Origin of the sequence: Bacillus cereus ATCC 14579 (assembly GCF_000007825.1) — a bacterium.
GTDB lineage: Bacteria > Bacillota > Bacilli > Bacillales > Bacillaceae_G > Bacillus_A > Bacillus_A cereus.
Map to the genome: position 1 here is coordinate 3,642,755 of NC_004722.1, position 14,280 is coordinate 3,657,034.

Sequence of the window (14,280 nt, forward strand, 5' to 3'; positions counted from 1 at the left end):
TATTTTCACTCTATTGTACACCATACTGAATATAACTTGGATCATAGTATATCCATTGATTTGTCCCTAAGCAAAGCCATCCATCTTGCTTACTCCATACTCGATACGATTCACCATGATGTAACTGTCTTATAACATTTCCATTTAATGATGGAGCATCACGCAAATTTACATTATCACCAGTAATAGTTGCCACATAATGTTTATACTGAATATAACTCGGATCATTATATACCCACTGATTTGTCCCTAAACAAAGCCATCCATCTTGTTCTCCCCAAACTTCATATGTTTCGCCACGATTCAATTGGCGAATTACACTAGACTGCAAAGATGGTCCACTTCTCAAATTCACATTATCTCCATTAATTATAGCAACCCCGTACACTGGAGTTGCATTATTAGGCGGGGAAACATTACCTCCACCACTTGCTCCATTCCCTTTTAAAGCTTCTAATGAAACTGCAGCTGATACATCACAATTTCCTACGCCTGAAATTTGTCCGGAATCTGTGTACTGCCACGCTGTCCACGTTGTCCATCCACCAGCATCAGCAGGCGGTGTACTCGAGTATTTAGCAATCCAAAGCGGTATATCACTTAATCCGCTAATTCCGAACTCATTAATATACCAAACTCCTGTATATAACATTACATCTTTTCCAGTAGCCTGTTTCACATAATTTATGAAGCTTCTTGCCCAATTCGATATAGCGTTACCAGTTAAATTACTGTTACTCGGATCTGTTGGTGATTCTAAATCCAGAACTGGCATTAAGTCTGTCTGGTTATTTTGTAATATACTCACAAAATATTTTGCCTCTGAAATTGCATCATTTTGTTCTGGGCGCGCAAAATGGTATGCACCAATTAATACATTCGCATTTCGTGCTGCTTGTACATTCTTAGTAAAAGTAGGATCAATGTAGTTTACACCTTCTGTCGCTTTTGCATACGCTGCTGGAATTCCAGATGCCTTCACTGCATTCCAATCAATATTCCCTTCCCAATGAGACACATCAATAAACGTAACATTTGAACTTGATCTGTTTTGCATATAAAATCTCCTATCATTTTTTTACTTCGTATACATACAATATGTACAAGTTTCATAAGAGGACACGACATTTATGCTATAGAAACAAAGAGTAAACATATTTTGTATACAAAATAAAAAAGACCTTGTATTACAAGGCCTTTTGCAAACTCACTTTATTTTGTAGCAAATACATATTATAATACAAACCTTGCTCACTTAATAATTCTTGATGTGTCCCTCTCTCTACTATCTCTCCATCATGCATCACAAAAATTTGATCCGCATCTTGAATTGTAGATAACCTATGCGCAATGGCTATCGTCGTTCTACCTTTTCGCATTTGTTGCAACGCTGTTTGAATAGCCTCTTCTGTTTCTGTATCGATATTAGCTGTTGCTTCATCTAATACTAATACTTTCGGATTCGTTGCTATCGTTCTAGCAAAAGCAATTAATTGTCGTTGACCGCTTGAAAATGCTGCACCTCTTTCTACTACTTCTGTTTCATACTGTTTTGGTAACTTTTCAATAAACGTATTCGCTTGCACAAATCGAGCAGCTTCTTTTACTTCTTCATCCGTAATTTCTTCATTATACATACGAATATTTTGCTTTACATTTCCAGCAAATAAAAATGCATCTTGCAATACGAGTCCTATTTTCTTTCTAATTTCTCGTTCTTCAAATTTTTCTAAATCTACACCGTCTATTACAATATTTCCTGACTTAATATTATAAAATCGCATTAACAAATTCATAATCGTACTTTTTCCGCTACCAGTATGCCCAACAAAAGCAACCGTTTGCCCTTGTTTCACGTGAAATGATACATTTTTTAAAACGTCACGCTTTCCATCATATGAAAAAGTAACATTTTTAAATTCAATATCTCCATCCACGATTTGAGGATTCTCATTACCTTTTTGAACCGGTGCTAAATCTTTCTCGTCCATTAAATGAAATACACGTGATGACGAAACAAGTGCCTGTTGGAAGAAGGACAATTTCATCATCATCTCATTTACAGGTTGGAAGAAACGATGTATATAGTTAACAAAAGCATATAAAACTCCTACTTCAACAGGGCTCTTTAAAGCATCAATCCCAAATAAACCTAGTACTAACGCAATAGCTACAATATGTACTAAATCCGTAGCTGGTCGTAAAAGTAATGCGTCTAACTTCAAAGTACGTCGCCCTGCACTATAATGTTTATTATTCACTTCTTCAAACTCTTTTCTCATACGTTTTTCTTGTCTGAACACTTGAACAATATTCATTCCTTGTATGGACTCGTTCAACTTTGCATTTAACACGCTTAGTTGATTACGTACTTCTAAATAAAAAGCTGCACTTTTCCGGCGATATAATACCATAATCGCAAACATTATCGGAATTAATACGAGAGAAAATAGCGCTAATTTTACATCTAATAAAAACATCGCTACTAAAATACCTACTAAAAAGACTACATTTTTTACAAATGTTGATAATACACTGACATAAAAATCTTTAATCGCTTCCGTATCATTTGTTATACGCGATACAAGTGTACCAATCGGCGTACGATCAAAGAAACTTAATGACAGCTTTTGAACATGTTCATATACTTCAACTCGCATATCTTGAACAATCTTAAAAGCAATGTTCTGAAAGTACAATAGATTTAAATACGTAAATAGTACTTTTAATAAATGAGCAACTATGTAAATTACAAATAAAGTAACGAGCGCTGATCGTTCAAAATCCCGCGGTACTAGGTGTTCATCGAGGAATTGTTTAATTAAAAAAGGACCCATCATTTCCGTTACTGTCGCACCAACTAAAAAGATAAATGCTAAAGATAGTAACCCTTTATATGGCTTCATATAGGAAAGCAATCTACTTAAATCACTTCGCTTCTTCTCTACCATCATACGCCTCCTTTCTCGACTAAAGCTTCTAATTGCTGGCTTTCATACATTTCCTTATACCAGCCTTTTTCCTTCATTAATTCCTCATGTGTACCTCTTTGTACAATTCTACCTTCATCAACAACAAGAATAAGATTGGCATGCTGAATTGCACTTAATCGGTGTGCAGTAATAATCGTCGTTTTCCCTGCTCTCTCCCTCTTTAAGGCACTTAAAATCGTCTCTTCTGTTTTTGCATCTACCGCTGATAAACAATCATCCAAAATTAAAATTTCAGCATTTGTTAATAAAGCACGAGCAATAGAGATTCGCTGTTTTTGACCACCAGATAACGAAACACCTCTTTCCCCTACTACTGTTTCATATCCTTCTGAAAATTGGAGGATGTCATTATGAATACAAGCAATCTCTGCTGCTTGGGTAATTTCATTATATGTAGCATCCGCCTTTCCAAAGGCAATATTCTCGCCAATACTTGCTGAAAATAAAAAATGATCTTGCGGCACGTATGAAATGGCAGAACGGACACCATGAAGTGTTATATCTCGAATATCTCGCTCCCCAATTTTTAATTCACCATTAAAATGATCATACTCACGGATTAAACATTTTAATAAAGTCGTTTTCCCTGCGCCTGTACGTCCTACAACTCCTAGCGTTTCGCCCTTCTTCAAATCAAAGTGAATATCGTTTAAATGTAACAATTCATTTTTCTTATACGAAAATGAATCAACGGCAAACGAAACATTACCGCTCGCTATTGTATGTACAGCATTTTCGCTATTTACTACATCTGATTTTTGTGAAAGAATTTTTTCTACACGGTCATATGAAGCACGCCCACGCTCCATAATATTGAATAACCATCCAAACGCTAACATTGGCCAAACGAGGGTACCTAAATATGTCGTAAATGTAACGAGATCACCTACTGTTAATTCACCTCTTACAACTAATACCGATCCGTAACATACTGCGATTAAAAAAGAAAATCCAACGATAAGAGAGATTGTCGGATCAAATAACGAATCAATACGTGCAACTAACACATTTTTATGTACAACATCTTCTGATTTTCTTCGAAACGCCTGTAAATCTTCTTTCTCTTGTCCAAGCGAGCGAATCACTTTCATTCCACTCATACTCTCTTGCACTTTATCATTGATTTCCGAAAACGATTGCTGTGCTTTATGAAACCTTTTATGTAATAAAGTTCCATAATAATTTGTCGAAATAGCTACAATCGGCATTGGAATTAAACTTAATAATGTTAACTTCCAACTAATTGTAAAACCCATCGCTACGAGTACACATCCTCCGACAGCTAATGAGTCAACAAGCGTCAAAACACCTGCTCCAGCAGTTTGCTGGATCGCTTGAATATCATTGGTCGCATGTGCCATTAAATCACCTGTCCGATTTGACTGATAGAAAGATGGACTCATCTTTGTAAAATGTTCATACAAATTTTTTCGTAATTGGCGAGCTAATTTTAATGAAGACCCGAAAATCATAATACGCCATATGTAACGTAATATGTACATCGTAATACCTACAATTACTAATAGTACAACCCATTTTAGTAACTTATCGGTCGTCAATGTTCCATCATTAATTTCATCTACAACGATTCCAATTACTTTTGGTGCTACAAGTTCTAAAAGTGCAACGCCAAACAATAAAATAATTCCAGTTATGTACGCTCGTTTTTCTTGTTTAAAAAACCACGCTAAATTCATAAACACTTTCATTTTTTTCCTCCTCCCTTAAAATGAGCGATGTTTTCAGTTTACCAAAAATACAGAATTTTTAAAAGTTTTAAAAACTATAACTAACAAAAAGAAAGACACTCTTAGCGAGTGTCTTTTAGCGCTTATTTCATTTGTTGCTTGTTCATTGCGCTCATCATTTGATTGATTTTCTTTTGGGAAGGTTTTTGTCCCATTTGCATCATCATCATTTTTAACATTTGTTCGTTAATTGGTGGATTTTTTTGTAAGTAATTCATCATGTATTTGCGGGCAATGAAAAATCCTAACGCCACGCCTGCTACTAGTGCTACTACGCCCACTAGAATACCTAACCAAATTGGCATATATTTTCCTCCTTCATGTTGTCTACCTTACAGTGTACTAAAACCTTTTCAATAAGACAAGATACAATTCGACATTTTTTACACATATGTTCGTACTTGTTTTAGAGGATTCAGCCATCCGTACTTTGTATTTTCATAATCCATAGCTAAAAATGTTAATTCACACTTTCTTAACACCTCAAAGAACGTCGTTTCCATAGAGACATTTCCAGAGGTATTCATACGAATATAGTGCGGTTTCACCATTATTTCGCCGTACTCCGCTCCCGTATAAATTGTATGTGTATGATGTGTTCTATCATATTTACCAAGAACGCGCAAAGCTTGTTCTAATTTATGATGAATTTTCATTACTTGCAATGGCATCGTTATATACATCATTTGCTTATATAACACTTTTTTCTCCGAAAGGGACCCAGATTCTGAAAATCGAGCAAATAAATCAAAAAACAAATATTCACGACCAAAATAAGCTTTCGCAATATCCTCTTGAATTAAATACAATTCATACGTTTTCATTTTTCCACTCCCAATCTGGACAACCTTTTCTCTTCATTATATATAAGAAAATTTGCAATGATTGTCTGACTGCGGAGAGATAAAAAACTTTTTCTGTCGAAAAAACTCATTTACATAGAAAAACCTCTCCATGCCGGAGAGATTTTTCTGAAATCATTAAAGCATTTCTTTTACTTTACGAACAACGTTCTCTACAGTAAATCCATACTCTTCCATAATCTTCTCACCAGGAGCAGAAGCACCGAATGTATCGATACCTAACACATCTCCTTCAAGACCTACGTAACGGTGCCATCCGAATGTAGCACCCATTTCGATTGCGAAACGTTTTGTTACTGCTTTTGGTAATACAGATTCTTTGTACTCTGCAGTTTGAGCTTCGAAGCGATCCATAGATGGCATGCTGACAACAGCTGCGTCAACGCCGTCTACTGCTAATGCTTTTTGAGCTTCAACAGCTAGGCTTACTTCAGATCCAGTTGCAAGTAAGATTACGTCAGCCGTTTCTTTCTTGCTTGCAGAAACTACATATGCACCTTTTGCTACTTTTTCATACGTATCATCTTTTGCACCTTCTAATGTTGGAAGGTCTTGACGAGTTAATACTAAAGCAGTTGGTTTGTTTGTAGATTCTAAAGCTAGTCTCCAAGCTGCAACAGATTCGTTACCATCAGCAGGACGGATAACAGAAACGTTTGGCATTGCACGAAGCGCTGCTAATTGCTCGATTGGTTCATGTGTTGGACCATCTTCACCAACAGCGATACTGTCATGTGTGAATACATACGTTACTGGCAATTGCATTAATGCTGCAAGGCGAATTGCTGGACGTAAGTAATCAGAGAATACGAAGAACGTACCACCGTAAGTTTTTAAACCACCATGTAGTGCAATACCGTTCATTGCTGCACCCATTGCGAACTCACGTACACCGTACCAAATGTTTTTACCGCTGTAATCATCTCTTGTAAAGTCTTTTTCGTTATTCATGTATGTTTTGTTAGAACCAGCAAGGTCAGCAGATCCACCGAAGAATGATGGTACAGACTCTGCAATAGCATTAATTACAGCACCAGAAGAATTACGAGTTGCTGCTTTTGATCCTAATTCATAAGTTGGTAAGTTTTGCTCCCAACCTTCTGGAAGTTGACCGTTCATTGCTGCTTGGAATTCGTTTGCTAATTCTGGGTATGCTTGTGCATATTCACCTAGCATCGTGTTCCACTCAGCTTGCGCAGTTTCACCAACATCTTGTACTGTTTTACGGAAGTTGTCATATACTTCTTCTGCTACGTGGAAGTCTTGCTCAGCAGTCCAAGCATATGCTTCTTTCGTTAATTTTGTTTCTTCTACACCAAGTGGAGAACCATGTGAAGCTGATTTTCCTGATTTGTTTGGAGAACCGAAACCAATTGTCGTTCTTACTTCAATTAGCGTTGGGCGTTTTTCGTCAGCTTTCGCTTCTTCAATTGCTTTCGCGATTGCTTCAATATCGTTTCCATCCTCAACACGGATTACTTGCCATCCGTATGCTTTGTAACGATCTTCTACACTTTCAGAGAATGAACGATTTAAATCGCCATCTAATGAAATATCGTTTGAATCGTAAAGCACAACAAGACGACCTAATTGTAAATGAGCAGCTAATGAAGATGCTTCAGCAGAAACGCCCTCCATTAAATCTCCATCACCACAAATAGCGTATGTATAATGATCTACTACATTATACGCATCACGGTTATATTTAGCAGCTAAATGTCTTTCAGCCATTGCCATACCTACAGCAGTTGCAATACCTTGTCCAAGTGGACCAGTTGTTGCATCTACACCAGCTGTATGACCATACTCAGGATGTCCTGGAGTTTTGCTTCCCCATTGACGGAAGTTCTTTAAGTCATCCATTGTTACATCATAACCAGATAGGTGAAGTAGGCTGTATAATAACATTGAACCATGACCTGCAGATAATACGAAACGATCACGGTTAAACCACGTTGGGTTATTTGGATTGTGTTTCATAAATTGAGTCCATAATGTATAAGCCATTGGTGCTGCACCCATTGGCATTCCTGGGTGACCAGAGTTTGCTTTTTCAATCGCATCGATGGATAATGTGCGAATCGTGTTGATAGAAAGTTGTTCGATTGAATGTGACATGCTATTCTTCCCTTCGCTTATATTAGTAAACGTTTTATACATTTATATGATAGCTTCCCACGCAAGATTATACAACATGTATCGACAAATATGTTGATATTTTTTTGATTTTTTATAAAAAAATCAATGTTTCCGGGAATGTATGGGCATTCAATATGACATACTTTTTTATTATTTTTATTTTAAAAAGAAAGGGAATTATCTGTATATTTATACAAATTTCTTCTATACTTACTTTTTTAAATACGTTTTTAAAAACATAAAAAAGCATCTAACTTCGATGCTTTTCAAATAAGTTAAACAATCCGTTTCCGAATCGAGCTTGAAATCAAATCAATTATAATTACCATTAAAATAATACCTAATAAAATAATACCAACACGAGACCAATTCCGTGAACTCAGCGCAAAAATTAAAGGTGTACCAATCCCTCCTGCTCCGATAACTCCTAAAATCGCAGCGGATCGTACATTAATTTCAAATCTGTATAACGTATACGATAGAAAATCTGGTAACACTTGCGGTAACACCGCATACCAAAGTATTTGAAAACGATTTGCTCCTGTTGCTAGTAACGCTTCCGTCGGTCCTTTATCTATGTTTTCAATTCCTTCTGAATATAGTTTTCCTAACATTCCAATAGAATGCAATCTTAAGGCTAATACTCCTGCAAAAGAGCCTGGACCAACAGCTTTTATAAATAAAAGAGCCATAACTAATTCAGGAAACGTACGAACAAAACTAAGTACAAATTTCCCAAATCCTGAAGTTAATTTTCCACTACTCATATTCGTTGCCGCCCAAAAAGCAAACGGAACAGATAAAAATGCAGAAATAAATGTACCTAATATCGCAATTGCCAACGTATCAATTAATCCATGTAATAAATCTTCACCATCTGGCAAAGATACATACGCCCAGTCTGGAGTCAATATCCCTGTCATAATTGCTTTTGTAATTTCTCCCGCCGTTTCCTTTATTCCCTCTAGCGGTACTCCTGAAAAAGCCCATATATAAACAAATGTAAGTGCTATAAAAATAAACGAGCGATACACACTCGGTTTCTTCGGTTTTGGTACGATTATCGTCGTTTTACTCATTATAATTTCTCCCGCAACAATGTACTTACATAATCAATTACCAATACAACAACAAGAGTATAGATGATAATAGATGCAGTTTGTTGATATTGTAAAAATCCAAGTGTACGATCATAATATAGTCCAATACCACCTGCTCCTACTAAACCTAGGACAGCCGCTGCCCGTACATTCACCTCAAATGTATATAGTACATAGGAAACAAAGTGTGCTTTTACTTGTGGAATGACTCCATAAACAATCCATTGCACCTTATTAGCCCCTACAGCTGTCATCGCTTCTAGTGGGCCAGGGTCAATTGATTCAATTGATTCATACAACAATTTCGCCACGAGCCCAATTGAGAAAAAAGTAAGAGCTAAAATACCCGGAAGTGGTCCTATTCCAAAAATAGCTACGAAAATTGCCGCTAATAATAAATCTGGTATCGTTCGAATAAAATTTAAAATCAATCGAGCTGGACTGTATAAAAATGTACTAGTAAACACATTACTTGCCGCAAACAGTGCAAGTGGAATAGCTAAAATCGCTCCTAAAGTCGTCCCAATAATCGCCATACGTATTGTATCTAACATTGCTGTTGTAATAACTTGAAAATAACTCCAATCTGGCGGCACCATTTCTTTTAACAAATCCATTATATTAAGAAAACCAACTACTAGCTTTGAAAATGATGCGTCGACCTGTATACTACTTCCCCACAACAGTAAAATGAATAGAATAAACGTTAACATATGTTTTAACTTACTCGGCGGCTTCGGTATCGACTTCGAATATATCGTCACATCATTCATTTAGCTGCCACCTCTAACAATTCACTTTTCTGTGCTACGTCACCATAAATTTCAGCAAACTTTTCATCCGTTGCTGCTTCTACTAAACCATCAAAAACAATTTCGCCTGCATGTAATCCAATAATACGCGTCGCATATTGCCTAGCTAAAGCAATAGAATGTAAGTTTACAATTGTTGTAATTCCAAAATCTTCATTAATTTTCTTTAAATCATCTAATACTTGCTTTGTTGTTAGCGGATCTAACGACGCAACAGGTTCATCTGCCAATATGATTTTTGCTTCTTGCGCCAATGCTCTAGCTATCGATACACGTTGTTGTTGTCCTCCTGATAATTCATCAGCACGTGCATATGCTTTTTCTAAAATATTCACTCTTTTTAACGCTTGAAATGCGAGCTCCACATCCTCTTTCGGAAACAAACCTAACGTTGTACGCAATGTCGAATGATATCCAACACGGCCAGCTAATACATTCTTCAATACTGTTGATCGCTTTACAAGGTTAAAACTTTGAAAGATCATACCAATATCCCGGCGCATACGTCGTAAATCTTTTCCTTTTGCAGCAGTAATAGACTCACATTCAATCATGATTTCGCCTTCTGTAATCTCATGAAGACGATTTACCGATTTTAGAAGTGTAGACTTTCCAGCTCCGGACAGCCCTACCATTATAACAAACTCACCTTTTTGAATTTTCAAGTTTATATTATTCAATCCTTTTGTACCATTTGGATACACTTTGGAGACATTTCGAAATTCTATCACACATCTTACCTACCTTCTATGTATTCAAAACGGCAAACTAACTGAAAACATTCCCTTTCAGCTAGCTGCCATTTCCATATGTATTATTGCGTTTTTACTTTCTTCCCATATTCACGAACGATGTCAAATTTACTATCATCAGATTTAACATATCCTTCATGTGAATATACTTCTTTAATGATTTTGTGACCTTCCTCATTTTTTCCAATTTCAATGAAAGCATCCTGTAATTTCTTGCTCCACTCTTCATCTAAATCAGAACGTACCGAAATCGTATCGTTTGGAATTTTCTCCGTAAATTTCACTATTTTCGTTTGCTCGAATATATTCGGATAATCTTTTTTTACAATATTACGAGCATCTTGGAATACAACAGCTGCATCTACGTCACCATTTAAAAGAGCAATAAGCGACTGATCGTGACCTTTTAATGTAACAGGTTTCACATCTTTTAACGGATCAATTCCCTCTTTTAATAGAACAGCTGCAGGCCATACATACCCTGCTGATGATGTTACGTCTTGATAACCAATCTTTTTACCTTTTAAATCTTTTACACTATTTATATTAGAGTCTTTTTTAACAACAAACTCAGATTTATAATAATCTACTAAATCTTTTGTAGGAGCTCCTGTTTCATCCTCTACTCCAAAACGTTGTGCTTGTAAAATTACATTTGCAGCCTTCTTTTCATGTGCTAATACGTACGCTGTTGGCGGTAAAAATCCTACATCTACTTGTTTAGATGCCATCGCTTCTACAATTGTATTGTAGTTCGTTGAAATACTAACTTTTACTGGAATATTTAACTTATCACTTAATAGCTTCTCAAGCGGTTTTGCCTTCGCCTCTAACGTATCTGCATTTTGAGAAGGAACAAATTGAACATTTAAAGTCTTCGGTACATACCCTTTTTTCGTATCTTCATTTTTACTTGCACTTGATTCCTTCGTTCCACAGCCACTTAATAATCCCGCTGCTAGTACAACTGTTGTGCTCATTGCAAAAACTTTTTTCAACATATTAATGCCTCCATTTTTCATTGTTATAAAATAACCTTTCATAAACATGAAGAAATATATCACATATTTTTACAAATAATTGATTATTTACAGAATCTTTACACATTCTATACACTCACATTAAAATTCTCTTCACATATTTGATATGATGAATTGGAAGATAACAATAGAAAAGGTGAGTCATATTGGAACAAAATCAAACTGTAACTTTAAACATCTTATTAACAAGCGATATACATGGCACTGTTTATCCTATTCACTACCAAGATAACTCCCCAGCAGAACTTGGTTTAGCTAAAATTTCTACTCTTATAAAAAAAGAACGTTCCCAAAATACAAACGTTCTTTTAATTGATAATGGCGACTTTATTCAAGGAACACCATTTACTTATCATTATGTTACATACGAAAAAAACAAAAAAAACCCAATGTCCTTATTAGCGAATTACTTACAGTATGACGCTGCAATTATCGGCAATCATGAGTTTAATTACGGGATGGGTATATTAAATAATGCTGTGACTACTGCGAACTTCCCGTACCTATCAGCAAACATTTTAGATAAAAACATAAAGAAACCTTATTTCGGAAAACCTTATATAATCAAACAGATTGAATCCAATATAAAAATTGCTATTTTAGGGGTGACAACGCACTACATTACCAATTGGGAACAACCCCATCACATTAAAGACTTACAATTTGAAGATGCATTAGAAACAACGAAAAAGTGGGTTTCTTACATTCGCAAACATGAGAAACCAGATTTACTAGTCGTAGCGTATCACGGGGGAGTTGAACGAGATTTACAAACCGGGGTACCGACTGAAGTTTTAACAGGAGAAAACCAAGGATATGCAATGTGCCATGAAATTGAAGACATAGATATTTTATTAACAGGCCACCAACACCGGGAAATTGCTCACACAATGGCTAACGGTGTAACAATTTTACAGACCGGATGTAATGGAAACTCAGTTGGAAAAGTAAAAATAACATTCGAAAAAACAAAACATAAATGGGTTAAAAAAGAGAGTTCTTCTGAATTATTATCTGTACAAGGAGTTGAGGCTGACCAAGATGCACTTTCATTGGTAGCCGATTATGAAGAGAAAACACAAAAGTGGCTTGATCAACCTATTGGAATCATTCAGGGGGATATGCAAATTTCAGATGCTATGCAAACTCGTTTGCATGATCATCCTTTTATCGAATTCATAAATAAAATACAGATGGATATAGCTAATGTATCAATTTCTTGTACAAGTTTGTTCCATAATACATCTCCAGGTTTCCCGGAACATGTAACAATGCGTGACATCGTTTCTAATTATATTTATCCGAACACATTAAAAGTAATTAGACTAACTGGAGCGGACATAAAAAATGCTCTTGAACTCTCTGCTTCTTATTTCACATTAAAAACAGATGGATCCATCACCGTAAGTCCTACCTACATAGAACCAAAGCCACAACATTATAATTATGATATGTGGGAAGGGATTTCATACGTATTAAACATTTCAAAACCAATTGGTGAAAGAGTAGAATCTTTACAGCATAACAGTGCTCCTCTTAATATGAATGAAGAATATGACGTTGTAATGAATAATTATCGTGCAAGTGGCGGGGGAAATTTCTTTATGTTTCAAAACAAACCGGTAGTAAAAGATATCCCCACAGATATGTCTGAACTTATCGCTAATTATATATTGGAACATAAAACGATAGAAGCAACAGTTAATAACAACTGGAAAGTTATTAAATAACGATTTTTAAATATAAAAAAGATGGGCTTCGCCCATCTTTTAATTTAATCTTGCATTATCTTGCTTTTTTAAAGCTTTTAATTTCGTCGGTGTAACATCTGTACCTTCTTCGTTAACAACTTTAATACCTTTAAGTTCGTTTAACATATTTTGACGAAATCCTTTTAAATATTGTTCACGTAGCGATTGACGCTCACGTTGCTCTTCTTCAGTTAAACCTTCAGCTTTTGCTTTTTTCGCTAAGAAGTTAATGCGTTCAACGAGTTCGTGATTAATCATCTCGAATCCCCCTTCTAATCAAAACTGATTATTATCATACAATAGTTACTCTTCTTTATCAAGCAATTGCTTCGTATACTCTACATATCTACGATGTACAGTCGCCTTTGAAACATTATGACCAAATCCACGTAATGTTGCTGCAATTTCTTCAAACGTGAGTTCACTTTTTCGCAAACGTACAATTTCCTCAATTGGCACTTCTTTTTTCTCTCTTCCTACACTTAAATGACGATTTTTTAAATTTTTTTCTGGACGATAACCTTTTTCTACTGCACGTTGCATACCTCGTTTAATTTTCAAATTATGAATCTTTCTTTGATATTCTTCAACAATACCAATAATATCTAATACCATTGAATCAGAATCCGACAATTGTAATTCACCATTATGTGTATGCGTATATACTTTTATGCCTTCTTTATGTAAACAATGCATTAACGCGATCTTCGCATTTCCTCTACCAAGACGCGTTTCATCTTGTATAAGTAACACATCAATTTGTTCGTCTCGAATTGTATCCAACACCTCTAATATACCGTCACGTTCAATTGTATATCCACTAGCCTGCTCTTCAATCACCTTAGTAACATTCATTTGATAGCGCTCAGCTAAATGCAATAATTCATCTTTTTGACGTAATAATGATGTTTCTTGCGCTTCTTTCGTTGTACTCACACGTGCATAAATAATTGCATTCATTTTGAACCCCTCTTTCTCCCTATTATTTCCCTATAGTGTAACATAAATCCGCCATTTGTTCGAACTTATGTTTGTAGAATGTTTTTTCACATGTTATACTTATTAATAAGAAAAATGAAAGA

The 14,280-nt window shown here is 35.6% G+C and carries 13 protein-coding genes; 1 reads left to right on the forward strand and 12 read right to left on the reverse strand.

Translation table 11 applies throughout. From position 1 onward, the window contains the following. Positions 1-10: 10 nt before the first annotated feature. The 10 genes from BC_RS18330 to BC_RS18375 form a co-directional block, all read right to left on the reverse strand. Complete coding sequence (locus tag BC_RS18330) at positions 11-1,057, reverse strand: GH25 family lysozyme (protein WP_001181398.1); 1,047 nt, start codon at positions 1,055-1,057, stop codon at positions 11-13. A gap of 130 nt (positions 1,058-1,187) precedes the next feature. After that, positions 1,188-2,951: an ABC transporter ATP-binding protein gene (locus tag BC_RS18335; protein ID WP_000229520.1), complete on the reverse strand. Its 1,764-nt coding sequence runs from the start codon at positions 2,949-2,951 to the stop codon at positions 1,188-1,190. After that, on the reverse strand, positions 2,951-4,702 hold the full coding sequence (locus BC_RS18340; protein ID WP_000862454.1) for an ABC transporter ATP-binding protein: 1,752 nt from the start codon (positions 4,700-4,702) through the stop codon (positions 2,951-2,953). The genes BC_RS18335 and BC_RS18340 overlap by 1 nt, the downstream gene beginning before the upstream one ends. A 122-nt stretch (positions 4,703-4,824) precedes the next feature. Continuing rightward, on the reverse strand, positions 4,825-5,046 hold the full coding sequence (locus BC_RS18345; RefSeq protein ID WP_001123317.1) for a YneF family protein: 222 nt from the start codon (positions 5,044-5,046) through the stop codon (positions 4,825-4,827). A 78-nt stretch (positions 5,047-5,124) separates the two neighbouring features. Beyond that, positions 5,125-5,565, reverse strand: coding sequence for a sporulation inhibitor of replication protein SirA (sirA, locus tag BC_RS18350; protein ID WP_000860636.1), 441 nt, complete (start codon positions 5,563-5,565; stop codon positions 5,125-5,127). Between the two features lie 156 nt (positions 5,566-5,721). Continuing rightward, the gene (tkt, locus tag BC_RS18355; protein WP_000019766.1) at positions 5,722-7,722 is read right to left on the reverse strand and encodes a transketolase; all 2,001 of its coding nucleotides are present in this window, start codon (positions 7,720-7,722) and stop codon (positions 5,722-5,724) included. A 296-nt stretch (positions 7,723-8,018) separates the two neighbouring features. Continuing rightward, on the reverse strand, positions 8,019-8,822 hold the full coding sequence (gene phnE, locus BC_RS18360; RefSeq protein ID WP_000047895.1) for a phosphonate ABC transporter, permease protein PhnE: 804 nt from the start codon (positions 8,820-8,822) through the stop codon (positions 8,019-8,021). Next, positions 8,822-9,616 carry a phosphonate ABC transporter, permease protein PhnE gene (gene phnE / locus BC_RS18365; RefSeq protein WP_001000761.1) on the reverse strand — a complete coding sequence of 265 codons (795 nt, stop codon included), beginning with the start codon at positions 9,614-9,616 and terminating at the stop codon, positions 8,822-8,824. The genes phnE (BC_RS18360) and phnE (BC_RS18365) overlap by 1 nt, the downstream gene beginning before the upstream one ends. Next, complete coding sequence (gene phnC / locus BC_RS18370) at positions 9,613-10,386, reverse strand: phosphonate ABC transporter ATP-binding protein (RefSeq protein WP_000569240.1); 774 nt, start codon at positions 10,384-10,386, stop codon at positions 9,613-9,615. Before phnC ends, phnE (BC_RS18365) begins: the two co-directional genes overlap by 4 nt. A gap of 83 nt (positions 10,387-10,469) precedes the next feature. Next, complete coding sequence (locus BC_RS18375; protein ID WP_000915065.1) at positions 10,470-11,408, reverse strand: phosphate/phosphite/phosphonate ABC transporter substrate-binding protein; 939 nt, start codon at positions 11,406-11,408, stop codon at positions 10,470-10,472. Positions 11,409-11,593: 185 nt separating this feature from the next. Here BC_RS18375 and BC_RS18380 point away from each other — a divergent pair, with 185 nt between their 5' ends. Further along, complete coding sequence (locus BC_RS18380; RefSeq protein ID WP_000437455.1) at positions 11,594-13,177, forward strand: bifunctional metallophosphatase/5'-nucleotidase; 1,584 nt, start codon at positions 11,594-11,596, stop codon at positions 13,175-13,177. Positions 13,178-13,216: 39 nt separating this feature from the next. Here the strand turns inward: BC_RS18380 and BC_RS18385 are convergent, their stop codons facing one another. Then, entirely contained in the window at positions 13,217-13,456 is a 240-nt protein-coding gene (locus tag BC_RS18385) for a DUF896 domain-containing protein (RefSeq protein ID WP_000607016.1), read from the reverse strand. 45 nt (positions 13,457-13,501) lie between these two features. Next, positions 13,502-14,158, reverse strand: coding sequence for a YneB family resolvase-like protein (locus BC_RS18390; protein ID WP_000991469.1), 657 nt, complete (start codon positions 14,156-14,158; stop codon positions 13,502-13,504). Positions 14,159-14,280 lie beyond the last annotated feature (122 nt).